The sequence below is a fragment of the Flagellimonas lutaonensis genome, assembly GCF_000963865.1.
Classification (GTDB): domain Bacteria; phylum Bacteroidota; class Bacteroidia; order Flavobacteriales; family Flavobacteriaceae; genus Flagellimonas_A; species Flagellimonas_A lutaonensis.
Window position 1 is genome coordinate 116,364 of record NZ_CP011071.1, and the last position, 21,808, is coordinate 138,171.

Annotated in this window: 14 protein-coding genes; 10 read left to right on the top strand and 4 right to left on the bottom strand. The window is 47.0% G+C overall.

The genetic code is table 11. The features are described 5' to 3' along the window. The first annotated feature begins 48 nt into the window (after positions 1-48). Positions 49-1,416, top strand: coding sequence for an amidohydrolase family protein (locus VC82_RS00510; RefSeq protein WP_045800662.1), 1,368 nt, complete (start codon positions 49-51; stop codon positions 1,414-1,416). Further along, on the top strand, positions 1,413-2,378 hold the full coding sequence (locus tag VC82_RS00515) for a sugar phosphate isomerase/epimerase family protein (protein ID WP_157517921.1): 966 nt from the start codon (positions 1,413-1,415) through the stop codon (positions 2,376-2,378). The genes VC82_RS00510 and VC82_RS00515 overlap by 4 nt, the downstream gene beginning before the upstream one ends. Before the next feature lie 26 nt (positions 2,379-2,404). Here VC82_RS00515 and VC82_RS00520 read toward each other — a convergent pair whose 3' ends face one another. Then, the gene (locus tag VC82_RS00520; protein WP_045800663.1) at positions 2,405-2,935 is read right to left on the bottom strand and encodes a hypothetical protein; all 531 of its coding nucleotides are present in this window, start codon (positions 2,933-2,935) and stop codon (positions 2,405-2,407) included. Between the two features lie 254 nt (positions 2,936-3,189). On the opposite strand from VC82_RS00520, the gene VC82_RS00525 reads away from it, so the two are divergent. The 4 genes from VC82_RS00525 (at position 3,190) to VC82_RS00540 (ending at position 11,796) form a co-directional block, all read left to right on the top strand. Next, the gene (locus tag VC82_RS00525) at positions 3,190-6,474 is read left to right on the top strand and encodes an amidohydrolase family protein (RefSeq protein ID WP_045800664.1); all 3,285 of its coding nucleotides are present in this window, start codon (positions 3,190-3,192) and stop codon (positions 6,472-6,474) included. A gap of 44 nt (positions 6,475-6,518) precedes the next feature. Then, positions 6,519-9,749 (top strand): WD40/YVTN/BNR-like repeat-containing protein, encoded by a 3,231-nt coding sequence (locus VC82_RS00530; RefSeq protein ID WP_045800665.1) that lies wholly within the window; start codon positions 6,519-6,521, stop codon positions 9,747-9,749. After that, entirely contained in the window at positions 9,749-10,480 is a 732-nt protein-coding gene (locus VC82_RS00535; RefSeq protein ID WP_045800666.1) for a DUF2490 domain-containing protein, read from the top strand. Before VC82_RS00530 ends, VC82_RS00535 begins: the two co-directional genes overlap by 1 nt. A 92-nt stretch (positions 10,481-10,572) precedes the next feature. Beyond that, positions 10,573-11,796, top strand: coding sequence for a bifunctional alpha/beta hydrolase/OsmC family protein (locus VC82_RS00540; protein WP_045800667.1), 1,224 nt, complete (start codon positions 10,573-10,575; stop codon positions 11,794-11,796). A gap of 21 nt (positions 11,797-11,817) precedes the next feature. Here the strand turns inward: VC82_RS00540 and VC82_RS00545 are convergent, their stop codons facing one another. Further along, positions 11,818-12,105, bottom strand: coding sequence for a hypothetical protein (locus VC82_RS00545; RefSeq protein ID WP_045800668.1), 288 nt, complete (start codon positions 12,103-12,105; stop codon positions 11,818-11,820). A 122-nt stretch (positions 12,106-12,227) separates the two neighbouring features. Here VC82_RS00545 and VC82_RS00550 point away from each other — a divergent pair, with 122 nt between their 5' ends. From VC82_RS00550 to VC82_RS00565, 4 genes are all read left to right on the top strand, one after another. Further along, entirely contained in the window at positions 12,228-12,707 is a 480-nt protein-coding gene (locus tag VC82_RS00550) for a YdeI/OmpD-associated family protein (protein WP_045803126.1), read from the top strand. A 71-nt stretch (positions 12,708-12,778) separates the two neighbouring features. Then, a complete protein-coding gene (locus tag VC82_RS00555) occupies positions 12,779-15,613 on the top strand; it encodes a M16 family metallopeptidase (RefSeq protein WP_052698842.1) in 2,835 nt (944 codons plus the stop codon). A gap of 77 nt (positions 15,614-15,690) precedes the next feature. Continuing rightward, positions 15,691-16,278, top strand: a complete 588-nt coding sequence (locus VC82_RS00560; RefSeq protein ID WP_045800669.1) for a superoxide dismutase family protein — start codon at positions 15,691-15,693, stop codon at positions 16,276-16,278. Between the two features lie 100 nt (positions 16,279-16,378). Further along, the gene (locus tag VC82_RS00565; RefSeq protein ID WP_045803128.1) at positions 16,379-18,499 is read left to right on the top strand and encodes a glycoside hydrolase family 97 protein; all 2,121 of its coding nucleotides are present in this window, start codon (positions 16,379-16,381) and stop codon (positions 18,497-18,499) included. Positions 18,500-18,539: 40 nt separating this feature from the next. On the opposite strand, the gene VC82_RS00570 is transcribed toward VC82_RS00565, so the two are convergent. Beyond that, a complete protein-coding gene (locus tag VC82_RS00570) occupies positions 18,540-21,041 on the bottom strand; it encodes an ABC transporter permease (protein WP_045803129.1) in 2,502 nt (833 codons plus the stop codon). Between the two features lie 50 nt (positions 21,042-21,091). Next, a complete protein-coding gene (locus VC82_RS00575) occupies positions 21,092-21,781 on the bottom strand; it encodes an ABC transporter ATP-binding protein (RefSeq protein ID WP_045800670.1) in 690 nt (229 codons plus the stop codon). Positions 21,782-21,808 lie beyond the last annotated feature (27 nt).

The following is a 21,808-nucleotide window of genomic DNA, read 5'->3' on the forward strand; positions in this document are numbered from 1 at the left end:
GCCCTACAACTTTTCGCTATCTTTAAGTATTCTCTCAATTCAACCGCCATGAAAAATGTACGGTACATTCTAATTGCATTGTTGTTTGCGGCATGCCAAGCACAGGAAAAAATCAGCGAGACGGCCCTACTCATCTCCAATGTCAGCATTGTTGATGTGACAACAGGAGAAGTGCTTCAAAACCGGCAAGTGGTCATCGATTCTGGAAAAATTAAGTCCATCACTGAATCCCTTGAAAACACCAGTGCCTACACCCAAAAAATTGACGGCTCTGGCAAATACCTACTGCCCGGTCTTGCTGAGATGCATGCCCATATTCCGCAGCCCCCAACGCCCCAAGAACGGATAGACGATGTTCTTTTTCTATATCTCTCGAACGGTATCACCACCATTCGCGGTATGCTCGGACATCCTTCACATTTGGTGCTTAGCGACAAGGCCGAGAATGGTTACATAGTGAGTCCGCGTATATTTACCTCAAGCCCCTCGCTAAATGGAAATTCGGTCACCTCAAAAGAAGAGGCCAAAGCAAAAGTGACCGCTTACAAAGAAGATGGTTATGATTTCTTGAAAATCCACCCTGGTATCCAGTTGGAGGTTTTTGACCAGTTAGTAGAAACAGCTAACAACGTGGATATTGAATTTGCTGGCCACGTGCCTGTGGATGTTGGCATTCACCATGCACTGAATAGCGGCTATGCCTCCATTGACCATGTCGATGGCTTTTTGGAGGGATTGGTGCCCGGATCAGCCGATGTAGACCCTAACGAAAATGGATTCTTTGGCTATAACTTTACGCCTTTGGCCGACACCACCAAAATCGATGAATTGGTACAATTGGCAAAAGAAAATGAAGTATGGATCGTGCCCACGCAAAGCCTTTTCACCAAATGGTTTGCCCCTACCGATGTCGATTCACTGTTGGCCCTTCCTGAGATGAAGTACATGCCGACCGAGACCTTGGCCAATTGGCGACGTGTCAAAGAGCAGTTCATGGCCGACCCCAATTTTAAGGAAAACCAGTGGAGGCATTTTGATGCCATTCGCAGACAACTCATCAAAAAACTGAATGAAAACGGTCATGGCATGCTGTTGGGGTCTGATGCACCACAACTCTTCAACGTACCGGGTTTTTCGATACACCACGAGATGCGCAACATGGCCGATGCGGGCATGACGAATCTGGATATCATCCAATCGGGTACCATAAACCCCGCTATTTTCTTTGGAATGGAAGATGTTTTCGGACAAGTAAAGGAAGGCTTGGAGGCCGACCTGATTCTCTTGGAAGAAAATCCTTTGGAAGATTTAGATGCTTTCAAACAGTTATCAGGGGTCTTTCGGCAGGGCAACTGGTATTCGAAATCTGAGATTGACAATCGTTTGATGGATATCTCCAAAAATAACCAACAATGAAAAGAAATACCTTTTTACAACATTTGGGGCTACTGTCTATGGGTGGAACCCTACTGCCCCATAGCATGTTCGGACAATTGAACGCAGAGCCAAAACTATTGGAGGCCATTGGCATACAGCTTTTCTCACTACCCTTTCTTCTTGAAAAAGACTTCATACAAGCCATTGCAATGCTTTCGCGAATGGGCTACAAAGAAATAGAAATGTATGGCCCCTACCCTTTTAGTTCCGAGGCGGCTTACCAGCGATGGAATGCGGTAACCCCGCATTTGGGCTTTAGCGGCAGTGGTTATTTTGGCCTAAGCGAGAAAGAAGTAAAAGCGATTCTTGACGAACACGGTATAACCGTGCCTGCCATGCATACCGACTTGGTTACGCTCGAAAACCATGTGGTTGAACTTGATAAAGCAGCAAAAAGCATCGGATTTAAATATATTGGGCTTCCGGCAATCCCAGATGAACGCCGAAAAACGCTTGACGATTACAAAGAAATGGCAGATACCTTCAATTCCATCGGCGAGCAGGCACAACAAGAAGGGCTTATGTTTTATTATCACAATCACGGTTACGGGCTCAATGAAATAGAAGGTCAAATCCCCTTTGAGGTTTTGATTGACAATACCGACCCAGACCTTGTATTTTTAGAAATGGACCTCTTTTGGACCCTAGCCGGAAAGGCCAACCCTATTGACTATTTAAAAAAATATTCTGGTCGCTACCATTTGATGCACGTAAAGGATATGAAAGAGCAAATAAGCTTTTCGGGCGATGGCGGTAATTCAAGTCAATGGATTGAACTTTTTCCAAATATGACCACGGTCGGTAATGGAGTAGTTGATTTCAATACCATCATTCCGATAGCAAAAGAAAATGGTGTAAAGCACTTTTTTGTAGAGCAAGATATGGTTCAAAACCCTGAGATTGCACTTAAGAAAAGTTTTGATTACCTATCGTCGCTCTGAGGAAGATCAAATAATCGACTAACTAGCTACACAGTTTTTTTGAGTTTAAAAACCTTAACTATCGCCCTTGTTCCTTTATAAAAGATGAAGAAAAGTAAGGCCAAAATACTACCAAACAGTATGGGGATAATGGCCCCAAAAGTATAGGATGCGCCCAGCACCCATCCTAAGAGATACTCCGATTTGTATAGCGGAAAAATAAAGGCAAGTATAAAAATCAACCCCATAATATAGTCCGTGACCTCAATTCCATGTACAAAACAGATGGATATGGTGACCGCGAACAGGAATCCACCAAAAAAACGCCACACTGAGGTTTTGAGACTTTCTTTATTATGGGGCGTTTCAATGCGCTTATGAACAGGGTACAGTAAGAACCACGTAAATATTGGTAAAGCAATACCGCCCCACCAATTGGGTATTCCGGGCATATCCTTATCGTGCAAGAGATAATGTGTGGGAATGCCCCCATGAAAATGGTCCCATAGAATATGGCCCCAAACCAAAAGGGTCACGACAGTGGTAATACCTATTCGAAGGTTTCTAGAAAGTTTCATGTTGGTGGTTATTTGCGGTTTCTCAACTATGAGACGCCGTGCCGATTCATTTGTTACAAGGCTGCACCGATGTGGCATACCACTCTTAACAACCCTTTAAGAAATCGACATGGGGTTTTCGCTATCTTTAGGCAGCTAATTCCCAAAGAGAACAGACACTGGATTTTCGATGTTGTAAAAGGGCCCAAACTAAATTACCCTAGCCCCAAAAACACACCGCTGGTTTCTTGCCTCTATAGATAACTGACTGAACAATGAAAAAAGTACTTTCCCTGGTGGTGCTTATGGCATCACTTACCCTATTTGCACAAGAAAAAAAAGAAGAAAAAAAGTGGGATGTGGCAAATCCCGGCCATGATTTCAACTACCAAGACCACACCTTTACCACCGATGAGGGCACCTGGATGAACCTTGATGTGAGTCCGGACGGAAAAACAGTTGTCTTTGATCTGCTCGGCGATATCTATAAAATGCCCATAACCGGCGGAAAAGCCACACCTCTTCGTGCTGGAATTCCGTTTGAGATACAACCACGGTTTAGCCCTGATGGAACAAAAATTTCATTTACCAGCGATGCCGGTGGTGGCGACAATATTTGGGTGATGGATGCTGACGGCAACAATCCCGAACAAATCACCAATGAGGATTTCAGGTTATTGAACAACGCCTATTGGATGCCCGATGGACACTATTTAGTGGCCAGAAAACACTTCACGTCACAACGTTCTTTGGGTGCCGGCGAAATGTGGCAGTATCATATTACAGGGGGTAGCGGCCTGCAATTGACCAAGCGCAAAAATGACCAACAAGATGTGAACGAACCCTGTATCTCGCCCGATGGAAGATACCTTTACTATAGTGAAGATGTGTATCCCGGGGGCTTCTTTCAATACAACAAAGACCCCAACAAGCAGATTTACGTGATCAAACGATATGATTTCGAAACCGGAGAAACAGAGACCATCACCGGAGGACCGGGTGGTGCTGCCCGACCCCAAGTTTCAAGAGATGGTAAATTATTGGCCTTTGTGAAAAGGGTGCGCACCAAGACGGTTTTGTACCTGCATGATTTGGAAACCGGCGAAGAGTGGCCCCTATTTGATGACCTCAACAAAGACCAGCAAGAAGCTTGGGCCATTTTTGGGGTGTACCCAAATTTCAGTTGGATGCCCAACAACCGAGAAATCGTTTTTTGGAACAAGGGGAAAATCTACAAGGCCGACGTCCATTCATTGGCCGTGGGCAACATTCCCTTTACGGTCGATGCCAACATTAAGATTGCTGAAACCCTCCGGGTCGATTCTCCAGTGGCTCCCGACCAATTTACGGCCAAGGTAATTCGCCACGCCATTACCTCACCAGATCAGAAGACTTTGGTCTTCAACGCACTCGGAAAAATCTGGAGCAAGCGCCTGCCCAATGGCGTACCCAAACGGTTGACCAATGGTACCGATTTCGAATCGGAACCTGCCTTTTCACCTGACGGCAAAACCATTGTGTTCGTCACTTGGAACGATGAGCAATTAGGGGCAATCCATAAAATTTCGGCCAATGGGGGCACTTCTACCAAGCTGACCACCGAAAAAGGCATTTACCGCACCCCGGCCTTTAGTCCAGACGGGCAACTGATAACCTATCGCAAAGAACCCGGTAACAATGACCAAGGCAGGAGTTTTTCCAAAAAAACGGGGCTCTACACCATGGGTGCTGACGGTTCAGGGGTAAAGTGGGTTTTGGAAGAAGGAGAATATCCCCTCTTTTCGGCAGATGGAAAACGTATTTTCTATCAAACCGGGGGCACCTATTTCGGCAATCTCACCAAAACGCTTAAATCGGCAAACCTCAACGGAAAAGACCAAAAAAGCCACATAAAGTCAAAATATGCCAATCGCTTGATTCCCAGTCCCGACAACAATTGGATTGCCTTTACCATTTTGCACAAGGCCTATGTGGCCCCTTTGGTACTAACGGGCAAGGAAGTCGATCTTGACAATAAGAGTAAATACATACCAGTGGCACAAATTTCAAAAGATGCCGGCATCAACTTGCATTGGTCAAAAGACAGCCAAACAGTTTTCTGGACACTTGGGGATGAGTATTTTGCCAACGACATCAAAGACCGCTACACCTTCTTGCCCGGTTCGCCAAAAGAGCCTACCAAAATAGATAGTGTGGGCATGAAGGTGGGGCTCATCGCCAAAACCGACAAACCTTCGGGGCGCATTGCTTTTACCAATGCCCGTATCATTACCATGGAAGGTGACGAGGTTATCGAAAACGGCACCATTGTCATCAACGAAAACAAAATTGAATATCTGGGTACATCCGATGAGATCCATGTACCCTCCAATGCCAAGGTATATGATGTGTCGGGCAAAACCATTATGCCTGGCATCGTGGATGCCCACGCCCACGTGGGCGGCTTCCGTTATGGCCTTACCACCCAAAAACATTGGCAGTTATATGCGAACTTGGCTTTTGGGGTAACCACGGCCCATGATCCCTCTGCCAATACCGAATCGATTTTTGCCATATCTGAACTCGTTAAAAATGGCGGCATGGTAGGACCGCGATTGTATTCCACGGGCATCATTCTTTATGGGGCCGACGGCGACTTTAAGGCAGTGATCAACAGTTTGGACGATGCGCGTTCGGCCATTCGAAGAACAAAGGCCTTTGGCGCAACATCGGTCAAAAGCTATAACCAGCCCAGAAGAAACCAAAGCCAACAGGTAATGCAGGCTGCACGGGAACTGGGCATCAATGTAGTGCCCGAAGGTGGCTCTACCTTTTATCACAATATGACGATGATCATGGACGGGCACACGGGTGTGGAACACAACATTCCCGTGGCACCGGTCTATAAAGACGTTTTGGAACTTTGGAAGACCAGCAACTCGGGCTACACTCCTACCCTTATTGTAAACTATGGGGGAATGAACGGTGAGTACTGGTTCTATCAAAAAGATAATGTTTGGGAAAACGAGCGTCTGCTAAAATATACCCCCAGAGGTTTGATAGATGCACGTGCGCGCCACCGAACCATGGTGCCCGATGAGGAGTATGAGAACGGCCATATTCTTGTTTCGAAAACCGCTACCGATCTGGCCAATGCGGGCGTACGGGTTAATTTGGGTGCCCACGGCCAATTGCAGGGTCTTGGTGCCCATTGGGAGCTTTGGCTGTTGCACCAAGGCGGCATGACCAATTTACAGGCATTGAAATCGGCCACCATAGACCCTGCAACATATATCGGGGCCGGTAACGATATCGGCTCGTTAAAGGTTGGCAAGTTGGCCGATTTGATTGTTCTTGATAAAAATCCTTTGGAAAATATCCGCAATACTGAAACAGTCAAATACACCATGGTCAACGGAAGGCTCTATGATGCCGAAACCATGAACGAAATTGGAAACACCACCAAAGAACGTGGTATGTTCTGGTGGGAAAACAATAAATACAACGCGGCTTTCCCATGGCACGAAGAGGCACAAAGTTTTTCGAGGCCAGGCTGCGGGTGCCATATAGGGCACAACTAATTTTTACTCATTAAATTTATACGCTAATTCAACTGATCTAAATGATGAAGAAATTACTGTTCCTCGTGGTACTCTTGACGACCACCCCTTTCTTTGCGCAAGAATTTTCAATGGATTTGGTCCAAGACCTAAAACCCCGAAACATAGGCCCAGCGGGCATGAGCGGCCGTGTTACGGCCATAGATGTGGTAACCTCGAATCCTGATGTCATGTATGTAGGCACGGCTTCGGGCGGCCTTTGGAAATCAACCTCGGGCGGCATCAAATGGGATCCCATTTTCGATAAGGAAGCAACAGCCTCAATCGGGGCAGTGGCCATACAGCAATCGAACCCTTCCGTGATATGGGTGGGCACTGGGGAGGGCAATCCCCGTAACAGCCTGAACGGCGGCTATGGCATCTATAAATCCCTTGATGGGGGCAAAAGTTGGAAAAGCATGGGGTTGGAAAAAACCCGGCACATCCATCGGGTCATCATCGACCCAATGAATCCCAATACCGTGTATGTGGGCGCTATTGGTTCTCCATGGGGCGAGCACCCAGAGCGCGGAGTGTTCAAAACAACCGATGGGGGTGAAACATGGGAGAAAATATTATTTGTCAACAACAAGACCGGGGTGGCCGATTTGGTCATGGACCCCGCAAACCCCAACAAACTGTTCGCCGCCATGTGGGAACACAAAAGAGACCCTTGGTTCTTTAAATCGGGTGGTGAGGGTAGCGGACTCTACATGACCCACGATGGTGGAAAAAATTGGAAGAAATTGACGGATGAAGATGGCCTACCAAAAGGCGAGCTGGGGCGTATTGGCATTGCAGTGGCCAAAAACAAGCCCAATATTGTCTATGCTTTGGTCGAGGCCAAAAAGAATGCCCTATATAAATCTGTCGATGGCGGCTTTAAATGGAAAAAAATCAACGACAAAAACGATATCGGCAACCGGCCCTTCTATTATTCAGAGATTTACGTGGACCCTGAAAACGAAAACCGTGTGTTCTCGATCTTTACCTATGTGAACGTTTCAGAGGATGGCGGCAAAAACTTTACACAATTGATGCCGGCCTATGGGGTTAGCAATGGGGTACACCCCGACCACCACGCTTGGTGGATCCACCCCGACAACGGGCAATTTATGATGGATGGCAACGATGGCGGACTCAACATTACCAAAGATGGAGGCAAAACTTGGCGCTTTATCGGCAACCTGCCAGTGGCCCAGTTTTACCACATTAGCACAGACAATGAATTTCCGTACAACGTGTACGGTGGCATGCAAGACAACGGATCGTGGCGTGGCCCAGCCTATGTTTGGCGGGCACAGGGAATCCGGAACAGCTATTGGCAAGAAATCGCCTTTGGCGATGGGTTCGATGTGGTGCCAGACCTAGACAACAGCCAGTTTGGCTATGCCATGAGCCAACAAGGTTTCGTTTCACGGTATGATTGGAAAACAGGGAACAACTATATCGTTAGGCCCACCCCACCAGATCCAGAGACCAAGCTTCGCTTTAACTGGAATGCGGGCATTGGCCAAGACCCCTTCGAAAATGGCACAGTCTATTTTGGAAGCCAGTTCGTGCACAAATCAACGGACAAGGGCCAAACGTGGGAGGTCATCTCGCCCGACCTCACGACCAACGACCCTGAAAAGCAAAAACAGGACGAAAGTGGTGGCCTAACCATGGATGCCACAGGGGCCGAAAACCACTGTACCATTTTGGTCATAGAACCTTCACCCGTTGAAAAAGACATGCTTTGGGTAGGCACCGATGACGGTCGAGTACACTATACCCAAAATGGTGGTGAAACATGGGTTGAGGTGTCGCAAAACATCAAGGGATTGCCCAAAGGCAGTTGGATTCCCCAGATAAAGGCATCAAAAAACAATAAGGGCGAGGCCTTGCTGATCGCCAACGATTATCGCAGGTTCAATTACACTCCATACGCCTACCGTACCAAAGACTATGGCAAGACTTGGACGCGCATCGTCGATGAAAATGATGTGGAAAGTTACACGCTCTCGATTGTCGAGGATGCTGAAAATCCGAACCTGATGTTTTTGGGCACCGATGACGGACTGTACGTCTCGTTCGATGCAGGCAACAAATGGCAAAAATGGACGGAAGGGTATCCAACGGTTTCCACAAAAGATTTGGTGATCCATCCACGGGAACAAGATTTGGTCATTGGTACTTTTGGCCGTGCCGCCTGGGTGTTGGATGATATCCGTCCCCTTCGGGAAATAGCAAAAGATATGTCCGTCTTGAACAAAGAGGTGGCCCTTTTCGATACCCCGACCGCCTACCAAGCAGCCTACCAACAGGCCACCGGCAGCCGTTTTGGTGGTGATGCCCTATACAATGGAGACAACCGCAAGCGGGGCGCCATGATCACTTATTACCTGAAAGAAGGTAAAAAAGACATGAAAAAAGCACCAAAAACGGAGAAACCAAAAGAGAAAGAAGAAGACGCGGAAACCTCAGACCAAGAAAAGAAAGAGTTGACGGGGGTTCAGAAAAAAGATTCCGTACAATTTGATTTTTACGATGGTGATAGGCTGATACGTACCTTGAAATATAAGACTCCTGAAAAGGCGGGCTTCCATAGAATTTATTGGGGTATGGATGAAAAGGGGCCGGATAGGCCTTCCCGTAAAATCAGCAAACAAAATAGGGAACGCGGGGGCATTGATGTCAAACCCGGCACTTATAACGTAGTTGTCAGTTTTGGCGAAATGAAAGACACTACCAGTGTTACCGTTAAACCCGACCCAAGACTGGATGTTTCCATGGCCGCTGTGAACGAGGTATACGAAACGGGCAAAAAACTTGAGGACCATATGCAGACGGCTGCCGATGCGGTCAAGCAACTGGTCGAAAGTAAAGATCTGGCCAAAAAATTCGAAAAAGAGATGAAAGATTTGGATAAGGACAAATTCAAGGACCAGATTAAGGCATCCAAAGAAATTGTAAAGCAAATCGACTCGGTCATTGCACTGTATCTGGGCAAGGAAGATAAGCGTCAGGGCATTACCCGAAATCCTGAAATCACCGTAATGCAGCGTTTGAACACAGCCCGTTTCTACGTGGGTACCCGAAAAAATGGCATTACAGAGACAGAGAGAAGACTTATCCGCTTTGCTGAGGCAGATTTGAAAGAGGCACTGCAAAAGACCAACACCTTTTTCACCGACCAATGGAAAGCCTACCGAGAGTCGATTGAAAGTGTTGACCTATCACCATTCAAAGAAACCAAAACGTTTAGTTTGAATTAATGGGAAAGATTTTCATTCCAATTTTTCTGGCTTTGTTGAACGTTTCAATGGGCCAAGAATCCGCGCCCGAATACAGGGGCGAAGATAAAACCGGCATCTGGTATATGTATTTTGGTATGAACCGCGTAGCTGAAAGATGGAGCGTGCATACCGAAGCACAGTTCAGGTATTATGAGACCAGCGGCAATTTTAACCAGACCCTTTTGAGAACGGGCGCCAATTACCATATCAATGACAATGCGATTGCCACTTTGGGCTATGCGTTCATTGACACCGACCCTTCCTTTTTGGAATCTCCTTTGGCAGACATGGCATTTTCAGGAAATGAAATTTTAGAAAACCGAATTTTTCAACAATTCATTCTGAAAAATAAGGTCTGGGAATTTTTATTTGAACACCGGTATCGCCTCGAACAGCGGTTTCTAGAAAATCGTGGATTGGGCCTAGAAAAAGAGACCCAGCACCGGGCGCGCTATCGTTTACAAGTGACGCTTCCCCTGACCGATACCTTCTTTCTAAATTTTTACGATGAACTCTTCATAAATCTGCAAGACAATTTGTTTGGCCAAAATCGTTTGTACGGAGCGGTTGGTGTACATATTACCGAAAATAGCAGTTTGCAGTTAGGCTGGCTTCGCAATCAATTTTCAAACGCGGTTTACGACAGATTTCAGATAGGGTTCTTCTACAATCCCGACTTAAGGGGTATCTTTAAAAAGAAACCGGATTAAGTTATCAGTTTGAGCGCAGTAGAGAACTGGCCCCCACTTTGTAAAAAGGCCCCTCTTCTGCGCTAAAGGTGACATTCCAGCAAAATTTCGAAATGAACACTACAAAAGTCACCTTCAAGAACACAGAGGGGCAACAGTTGGTCGGCAGATTGGAGTTGCCTGTTGACCGTTACCCACATAATTTCGCGCTCTTTGCCCATTGTTTCACCTGCAACAAAAACCTGATCGCGGTCAAGAACATAAGCCGTGCCCTTACCTCAAACGGATTTGGTGTGCTCCGCTTTGATTTTACCGGTTTGGGTGAGAGCGAGGGCGATTTTGCCGATACCAACTTTTCGGGCAACGTACAAGACCTTATCGCAGCAGCAGATTTTCTAAAGGAAGAATACCAAGCCCCTACCCTACTTATCGGCCATTCACTGGGCGGTGCCGCCATCATTTTTGCGGCTGTTGAAATCGAATCCGTTAAAGCCTTGGCCACCATTGGAGCACCCTCCAATCCCACACACGTCAAACATTTATTGAAGAGCGGTATTGAAGATATCAAAGAAACCGGAAAGGCCACCATAAACCTAAGCGGACGTGATTTTACGATCAAAAAGCAGTTTTTGGAGGATTTGGAAACCAAATCCCTGCCCGAAACTGTCAAGAACCTACGAAAACCCTTATTGATCATGCACGCTCCGCAAGACACTACCGTGGGCATCAAAAATGCCGAAGAAATCTACCATGCCGCACACCACCCCAAAAGTTTTATTTCGTTGGATGGTGCCGACCATTTGCTTTTCAAAAAGGAAGATTCCCTATACGTAGGAGGGGTAATTTCGGGATGGGCCAAGAGATATTTGGATGTTCAGGATATCATAGACCCTGATTTGAAAACAAAGTACCAAGTGGTTGCCCGATTGGGTGCCGATGAAGGTTTTACCACCCAAATGAAGGTTGGAAAACACCATATGCTTGCCGATGAACCGGAAGACGTGGGCGGCAACAATTTTGGCCCAAACCCATATGAATTGGTGGCTGCAGGCCTGTCGGCCTGTACCGCGATGACCATCCAAATGTATGCCAAACGAAAAGGCTGGCCGGTAGATACGGTCGAAGTGCACACATCGTATGGCAAAGATTATGCTAAAGACTGCGGTAATTGCGAAACCGACGGTGCCAAAATTGACACCTTTGAGCGTTTGATAACACTAACGGGGGAACTCGATGACAAACAACGGCAACGAATTAAGGAAATCGCCGATAAATGCCCTGTTCACAGAACACTTCATAGCGAAACCCAGGTAATTACACAGCTTTTGGTAGGATAAAGAGATATTCGTGGCCCAACCTCAACTGCCTGCAAAGGGGGATCCAAAGATGCCCACGCCCAGTTCGGCCCAGACCAGCAAGAATACTAGTAAGACAACGATGCAAAGGGCCACCCGGTGCTGCTTTTTTACAACCCGCCTAAGGATAAGCTCTATTATGAAAATGGCCGCTGCCAAAAGTACTCCCATGACCAAAAAATCAGATGGGGACCAATCGACTTCATCGGTGAACTGCATCACCACCAATGGCAATAGCAAAAGTGCCAAACCGGATAAGGTCAATGTGATCAATCTTTTGTTAGGTGCCATAACATCAGGTTAAAAGTACTTTGAAATACAAAGTAAATAAAAAAATCCAAACCTACCCTATTTTCAATACAAAAGTTGTGTATTTTACCGATTGCAGGTGCTATTTTTTCAATTACAGCTCTATGGAAAGTAAAGTTTTCGAAGTCACCATACAAGGTATGCACAGTATTGTTGTACCTGATAAGGTAGCCGAGCCCTTTATCAAGGGCGGACATAAGCGGGTAAAGGTGCGTGCCTCTTTTGAAGACAAGTCGCTCGAGCTACATGCCGCGCTGAACCGATACCGGGGCCAATACACCATTATGTTCAGCAAAAGCAACCAAAAAGAATTGGGCATTTTTCCCAATGACTATTTTCAGTTGCAACTCTTCGAAGACACTTCAAAATACGGGGTCGAGGTACCCGAAGAACTAGAGGCGGTGCTGCAGAGCGATTACGACGCGTACCAGATATTTGAATCGTTCACCAAAGGAAAACAGCGCGGTATCATCTACGCCATAGCCCGTTATAAAAACCCACAGACCCGTATAGACAAATCGTTAATGCTCTGCGAAAACCTAAAACGGGGTATCCGCGACAACAAAGAACTGTTAAAATCCTAAAAAAATTCCTACATATTTTAAAAGTGTTTTCGGTTTAATTTATATTTAGTTAATAAACCTTTTAAACACTTATGAGAAAAAATTTTGTTACACTAACCGTTATGCTCCTTTTTATAGGAGTAGCATTTGGTCAGTTAGATGCTGGCCTTCCAGAGGGAAAACCTATTCTTGAAGAGGATATCCCCATTGATCCAAACGTCAAGATCGGCACACTAGAAAATGGTCTTACCTATTACATTCGCAACAATGGCAAGCCCGAAGACAAAGTTGAGCTTCGATTGGTCGTCAATGCCGGTTCCATTATGGAAACCGATCGGCAATTGGGACTGGCCCACTTTATGGAGCACATGAACTTCAATGGCACCAAGAACTTTAAAAAAAATGACCTGGTCGACTACCTGCAGAGTATTGGCGTCAAATTCGGGGCCGACCTGAATGCCTATACCAGTTTTGACGAAACGGTCTATATCTTGCCCATACCAAGCGATGACCCTGAAAAACTCGAAAAGGGATTTCAAATAATTGAAGATTGGGCGCACAACACCACCTTGTCAGAAGAGGCCATCGATGGCGAACGGGGGGTTGTGCTAGAAGAACTGCGCCTTCGATTGGGGGCAGAAGAACGGATGCAGCGGGTCACCCTACCCAAAATCATGTATGGGTCCAAATATGCTGAACGGCTTCCAATTGGCACCAAAGAAAATCTTGAAAACTTCAAGTACAGCGATGTGCGTGATTATTACAATACGTGGTATCGCCCCGACCTTATGGCGGTTATTGCCGTCGGCGACTTAGATGTCAAGACCATGGAAGAAAAAATAATAAGTCATTTCTCCTCCATAGCGAAGCCAAAAAATCCTGCCAAACGTGAAGCATATCAATTGCCCAACCATGAAGAGACGTTGATTGCCATAGCTTCAGACAAAGAAGCCCCTTTCACCAGGGTACAGGTCATGTACAAAGATCGTTTCGAGGCCCCTAAAGTGACCACTGTCAATGATTTTAGGCAGCGACTGGTGCGTAACCTGTTTTCCACATTGATCAATAACCGTCTCGACGAGCTTCGCAACAGTGCGAATCCGCCTTTTGTGTTCGCCTTTTCATATTATGGTCGCACCTTCGCCCGAACAAAGAATGCCTACCAATCAATCGCCTCCACGAGTCCTGAAGGACAACTTCAAGGACTTCGGGCCATTTTAGAAGAAAATGAACGGGTCAAACGCTTTGGTTTTCAAGAAGGTGAATTTGAACGGGCCAAAAAAACCTTATTTGCCAGGCTAGAAAAAGAGTACAACGATCGAGACAAACTTGAGAGCAATCGACTTGTTGGGCCTTATATCAGACATTATCTTGAGCAAAGCCCCATACCGGGAATCGAATGGGAATACGAAATGACCAAACGTCTATTGCCCGAGATTGAGTTGAAAGAGGTCAGCGGCCTCATTAAAGAATTCTTGCATGACGATAACAGGGTAATCGTACTGACAGGACCCGAAAAAGAGGGGCTGAAACAACCTACAGAAGCTGAGGTCAAGGCATTGCTTAAAGAGGTAGAATCGGCCAACTTGCAACCATATGCCGATACGGCCACAAGAAACGAACTCATAGAAAAGCTGCCAGAGCCGGGCACTATTGTCGAAACGGTCAAAAATGAAGATTTGGGCACTACCACGCTGGTCTTGGGCAATGGGGCCAAATTGACTTACAAAAAGACCGATTTCAAAAACGATGAAATACTGTTCAAAGCTTTCAGCCATGGTGGCAGCAGTCTTTATTCCGATGAAGAGTTAAAAGCTACTGCCTTTGCCAACAGCGGACTTGCCGAAGCGGGCATTGGAGGACTTTCAAAAACCGATTTGAACAAATATTTAAGTGGTAAAATTGTGAGGGTGACCCCGAGGATAAGCCTTTTCAGCGAAGAGTTTCAAGGCTCTGCTGCACCTAAAGACCTCGAGACCCTTTTTCAAATGGTACACCTGTATTTCACCTCACTTAACAAAGATAAAGAGGCCTTCAACTCTTTTATAACTAATCAGAAAGGCTTTTTGGGCAACCTAATGGCAAATCCGCAATTCTATTTTCAAGATCGGTTGAACACTATCAAAAATGAGGGCAACCCGCGTTATACGGGCTTCCCCACTATCGAGAAATTGGATGCCGCCGATTACGACCTTGCCTACCAAAAGTATCAAGAGCGTTTTGCAGACGCCGGTGATTTTCATTACTACTTAGTGGGCAATATCGATGAAGAACAAGTGGCTGCGTATGCTAAGAAGTATTTGGCCTCGCTACCCGGACTTCAAAGCAATGAAACCTATGTTCCGACCAAATTCAGAAGAAAGGATACATACCAAAAACACATTATCAAAAAGGGTACCGACCCAAAGAGCAACGTGCGCATTACCTGGGAAGAAGAAATTCCGTACGATGAAAAGACCGAAATGGCCATCAAGGCCCTTGGTGAAGTGTTGACCATTAAGCTGATTGAAAAACTTCGCGAGGAAGAAGGAGGCGTCTACGGTGTGGGCGCCCGTGGAAGTCTGAGCAAGATTTCATTTTCAAACCTTATGTTCAACATATCATTCCCTTGCGGTCCTGAAAACGTGGATAAATTGATCGCCGCCACCTTTGAAGAAATCGAAAAAATCAAAAAAGAAGGTGTGACCGATGAAGACATGGAAAAGGTGAAACAGACCTATTTGGTCAAAAGAAAAGAAGACCTAAAGACCAATCGATTTTGGATTGACACGCTTCTAAGCATCGACCAAGAGGACAGAAACCATGAAAATATACTAAGTTACGAAGAGCGCGTCAAATCATTGACCTCAAAAGATTTACAAGAAGTGGCGCAAAAATATTTGGACGGCAATTATTTCTTGGGCATCCTAATGCCCGAAGACAACTAAAATCTGTCTCCAGTATTTGCAGGTTGACAAAGGTTTAAATTATGAGTATTTTTAACGGAACCTAAAAACCCCTTACAATGAAAAGATTACTAGTATTGCCCTTAGGCCTACTACTGATAACCGCTTTTAGCTGCAAACAGGCAAAAAAGGAGGCCGATGAGGCCACCGAAGAAGTTGAAAAGACCGTTGAAAAGGTGGTCGAAGAAGTAACGGTAGAATCGTTGAAATTTGCCATGGAGCCCAAAAGCGACAGCGATGTCAAAGGTGAAGTAACCTTTACCGAAGAAGATGGTATGGTCACCATGGTGGCGACTTTCTCAGGACTAACCCCCGGGGAACACGCCATACATATCCATGAGAAGGCCGACTGTTCTTCCCCAGATGGAACATCGACCGGTGGCCATTGGAATCCCACTTTTCAACCCCACGGAAAATGGGGTGCCGAAGAGGGCTACCACAAAGGCGACATAGGTAATTTTGAGGCAGATGCCGACGGCAATGGCAGCATCGAATTTTCAACTGACCAATGGTGCATCGGCTGCGACGACGAGACCAAGAACATTGTCGGTAAGGCCGTAATCGTGCACCAAGGTGTCGATGACTTTACATCTCAGCCAAGTGGCGCGGCAGGGGCCCGTATCTCATGCACCGGAATCATTCAATAAAAGCACATCACACGTTTCAGAAGCCGCCTTTTTAGGCGGCTTTTATTTTTATGTATTATTTTTAGGGTCTTGAGCTTACTAACCGACTAAAATGATGACTATGGACAAGAAAATTTTTCTATTGGGCTTGGCCTGCACAATGCTTATGTTCGCTTGTGAAAAGAACATTTCCACTGCCAGTGTCTCCTCCCCCAACGGTACAAATGAAATCAGTTTTCACCTTACCGAAGATGGCACCCCGTTTTATCTGGTAAAACACAACAATAATGTGGTCATCGATAGCTCATCCATGGGCTTTGAGTTTAAAGAACAAGCGGCCCTTAAGAGCGGCCTAAAAATAACGGGCACCCAATCGAACACATTCGATGAGACCTGGGAAATGCCCTGGGGCGAGCAAAGAAAGGTGCGAAACCACTACAATGAATTGATTGTAAGCCTCGAGGAAACAACTGCTCCCAACCGAAAAATAAATGTCCATTTCAAGGCGTATGATGATGGTATCGGATTCAGGTATGAGTTTCTTGAGCAAGAGGGGGTCGACAGCCTCGTTATTATGGATGAGCATACAGAGTTTCAATTGACGGGCGACCATACCGCATGGTGGATTCCCGGTGATTGGGACATCTATGAACACCTTTACAGCACTACCAAGGTATCGGAAATCGATGCCCTTTCAAAAAGGGACCACCCAGACCTTGCCGCAACCTATATTCCTGAGAATGCCGTCAACACGCCGGTCACCATGCGCACCGATGATGGGCTTCATCTGAGCTTTCATGAAGCCGATCTGACAGATTATGCAGGCATGACGCTGAAAGTGGACCCCGAAAACCTGCGTTTGACCAGCGAGTTGGTAGGCTCTGACCGTTTGGGGCACAAGGTCAAAAGGGCACTGCCCTTTACAACCCCCTGGCGTACCATTCAGATTGCTGAAAGGGCGGGTGATTTGATCGAGTCGCGGTTGATTGAAAATTTGAACGAACCCAATAAATTGGGCGATGTCTCTTGGTTCACGCCCATGAAATATGTGGGTATTTGGTGGGAAATGCATTTGGGCCTCTCCACATGGGATATGGAGGCCACACAAGACATGAACACCTTTGCCACCTTGGGCAAAGAGCAGACCAGCAAAAAACACGGGGCCACCACCGAGAATACCAAAAGATACATCGATTTTGCAGCCGCCAATGGCTTTGGGGGCGTTTTGGTAGAAGGATGGAATACGGGCTGGGACCGCTGGATAGGTTTTGAAGACCGTGAAGGGGTCTTTGATTTCGTAACCCCCTACGCAGATTATGATTTGGATGAAGTGGCCGACTACGCCAGATCAAAAGGGGTCCAGATTATTATGCACCACGAGACCAGTGCAGCGCCCCGCACCTACGAACAGCAAATGAAAGCTGCCTACGAGTTGATGCAAAAGCACGGTATGCACTCGGTAAAAACGGGGTACGTGGGCAAGATCATTCCAAAAGGGGAATACCACCATGGCCAATGGATGGTGAACCACTATCGAAAAGTACTCGAAACCGCAGCTGACTACCAAGTCGCCATCAATGCCCATGAGCCCATAAAGGCGACAGGGCTCAGACGTACCTATCCCAATGCCATTTCACGGGAAGGACTTCGGGGCCAAGAATTCAACGCCTGGGCCACCGATGGCGGCAATCCGCCCGAACATCTGCCAATCGTCGCCTTTACCCGAATGCTCTCGGGACCCATAGATTTTACCCCTGGCGTATTCGAGATTGCGTTGCCTACCAAACCTAACAATCAAGTCAATACTACCTTGGCCCAACAATTGGCCCTGTATGTGGTGATCTACAGTCCCATACAGATGGCCTGTGATTTGCCCGAGAACTATGAAGGGCAACCTGCCTTTAAGTTTATCAGGGATGTCGGGGTCGATTGGGAACAGAGTAGGGTGTTGAACGGTGAAGTCGGTGACTTTGTCACCATCGCCCGTGAAGAACGCGATACGGGCCACTGGTTCGTGGGTGGTATTACCGATGAAAACAGCCGCGAAATAATGGTGAATTTTGATTTCTTGGAGGATGGAAAAACCTATGAGGCTATCATCTACAAAGATGCAGATGACTCACATTACCGAAACAACCCCACCGCCATTGTCATCGAGCAACTCGACATCAAAAAGGGAGACACCCAGACGATTACCCTACAAGAGGGGGGCGGATTTGCAATCAGTTTGAAGGTGAAGTAAGGTTCCGAAGCGGTACAACCAAATAAAATCTTCCGCACGGTCAACTCACCTCTTTCCGCAATACTTCAAGGGGCGGGCTCTGCAATACCGAACGGCTGTTCCACAGTCCTATGAGTAGAACCAAAAGGGTTATGCCGGGCAAGACAATCAGCATCGGTTCCCAAGATGGGGCGAATGTGGTATCGAAAACAAATTCGGCCAACAGATAGCTTCCCAAAAGCGACAACAATACCCCCATTGCGCTGCCCAAGAGTCCCAAATACAGGTATTCAAGCGCGGTGATGTGCAATATCTGCTTGGCCTTAGCGCCCAAAGTGCGAAGTAGCACGCTTTCTTTGATCCGTTGGTATTTGCTCGTTCGCACTGAGCCTATCAACACGATAATACCGGTCAGAATGCTGAAAAACGCTATAAAATTGATGACCCATGCGATTTTATCAAGAATGTCCTCGATAACGGTAAATATCTGTCGTAGATCAATGATCGACACCGTCGGAAGCCGTTTCACCAATTTTCGCTGCAACGATGCAGATACCGTTTCACTTGGTGTCTTGGTCGTTAGAATGTGAAACTGTGGTGCTTCTTCCAGCACTCCGGAGGGAAACAAAATATTGAAATTCAATTGCATCCGAAGCCAATCGACCGAGCGGATGTGTGCCACAACCGTTTCCATCAGCACACCCTGAATGTTGAATATCAACCTATCGCCCACCCTTACACGCGCATCAGCGGCCACATTATCGGCCAAGGATATAGGTATGGGGCCATCTCGCCAATCTGTTGGGGGCCACTCGCCATCTATGGTCGTTTCAGAGGCGACCAACGAATCGCGATAGGTGACCCGAAACTCATGGTAGAGTATCCATGAACCCAAGGTCGAAGTGGTATCCGCTATGATATCGCGTACTGTGGAGTCTTTGATTTGATGAATACGCATGGTAATGATAGGAATACTGTTGATGACCTCCATTCCTTCCTCGGTGATGCCCATAGAGGCCGTTTCACGCTCGTCTGTCTGTACATCCAACAAAATGAGGTTGGGGGCTTCTTTGGCACCATCGATTGAGGCCCGGGCCAGCAATATGTCACGCGTAAAATATAGGGTGCTGATCAAGAACGTACCGATGCCGATGGCCAATATCAGAACAACTGTCTGGTTGTTCGGGCGGAACAGATTCAACAAACTCTGCCTTGGGGCAAAACCCCATGAGTGCGGAAAATAACGTTTCACCATCTTCATAAAGAACTTGGCGATGCCTCCCAAGACCGCAAAAACTGTGATAATGGCAAAGACAAAATAAAAGGCATACCAAATATTGTTCAATAGCCAGAGCGAAAATCCAAAGATAAAAAGCACGATGGCGCCATAGACCAAGGCAATGGCCCTTCTTGATTTTTGAACATTGTTCTCTTGTACGCGAAGCACCTGTAGCGGTGATACATACCAAGTACCCAACAAAGGACCCATGGCAAACAGTACCGACATTAAAATGCCCAGTACCAAGCCCACTAAAATGGCATCGGGCACCAAACCGACCTCGACCTCAAAAGGCAGGAAGTCTTGCAGCACAAAGGGAAAGGACTGTTGCAGCAATAGGCCCGACAACACCCCGATAATGCCCCCTAAAAAGCCCATACCGGCAATCTGGAGCAAGTAGATCATAAACGTCTGCTTTCGCGTGGCGCCCAAGCACTTGAGTACCGCCACCGATTGCAGCTTCTCTTTCACATAGATATGCACAGAACTGGCAATACCAACACAACCCAACAAAAGAGCGATAAAGGCCACAAGGTTGAGAAACTTCCCGAAGTTGTCATAGCGTCGACCCAAGCGCTGACCTTCCGAAATATGGGTATCCATATCGGCATTTTCGATGTCGAGTTGCGGGTCGACCTCCTCATCAAGGGCTTCCAAATCTTGCCCTGGGTCGGCCACAAAGTAAAAATCATAATCCACTCTGCTACCGACCTGGATCAGTCCGGTTTCCTCTATGAGCCGATAGGGAACCACCACCGGCGGAGCGATAGAGGCCCCAATACCCCCCATACCGGGTGCTGCGACCAAACTACCGGCTATAGGAAACAAACGCTCTCCCAATTTTAGGCTATCGCCGGTCTTTAAGCCGAACTGTGACATCAAGGTAGCATCGACCAAGGCCCCGCCGCTTTGTTGATATGTCGTGGCCACAGAGGCAGGAACAGTTTCAAATTCGCCATAAAACGGATACCCGCCTTCAATGCCCCGCACCCCTACCAATTTCGTATCGCCACTATTGGGAAAGACCGCCATCGATGGAAAACTGACCTCCCTCGCATCGGCCCCGCCCAACGAATCTATGATCCGCAAGACCCGTTCATTCGGGGGTTGATCGCTGTCTATCTTATAATCGGCCCCCATCAGCGCCTTTGACTGTAAGGCTATGTTTTCTTTTAAATTTTCGCCGAACGACTGAATGGAGACCACTGCGGCAATGCCCAGTACGATTGAGGCCATAAATAGCATCAAGCGCTTGCCACTGGCCTTGCTGTCGCGCCAAGCCATTTTCAACAACCAGTCAAGGTCAGCTTTTGGGTTGTAGTTGTTATCGGAATTCACGAAGCTTCACTGGTTTCGTTCGCCAAAATCTTTCCTCCCTTTAACCGCAAAATACGCCCCGTACGCCTTGCAAGGTCCACATCGTGTGTGACGATGACCAAGGTGGTACCGGCATCTTGGTTCAAATCGAACAGTAGCTGTACGACCTTATCTCCCGTTTCTTGATCCAGGTTGCCTGTGGGTTCGTCTGCGAACAATATCGAGGGGCGGCTAGAGAAGGCCCTAGCCAAGGCAACCCGTTGTTGTTCGCCTCCAGATAATTGCGATGGGTAGTGGTGAAAGCGGTCTTTGAGCCCTACCTTGTCGAGCAAATCCATTCCAATCGATTTAGGGTTCTTGCTGCCCCGAAGCTCTAGGGGCACCACCACATTTTCCAAGGCTGTCAGCGTCGGCAGCAATTGGAAGTTTTGAAAAATGAAGCCCACTTCGCGATTTCTGAGCAGGGCCAGTTCGTCTTCGCTCAAATCACCAAGATACGTCCCACAAAGCTCGACACTGCCCGTATCAGGCCTATCCAATCCCGCGCAAAGCCCCAGAAGGGTGGTCTTGCCACTGCCCGATGGGCCCACGATGGCAAAGGTCTCACCTGCTTCAATGGAAAAAGTGATGTCATCGAGTACGGTGAGTTTTTTAGAACCGCTGGTGTAGGTTTTCCCAAGATGGGCAACGTTTAATATCTTTGACATAAATGCCTTGGTTTCCGTTCGGTTAAA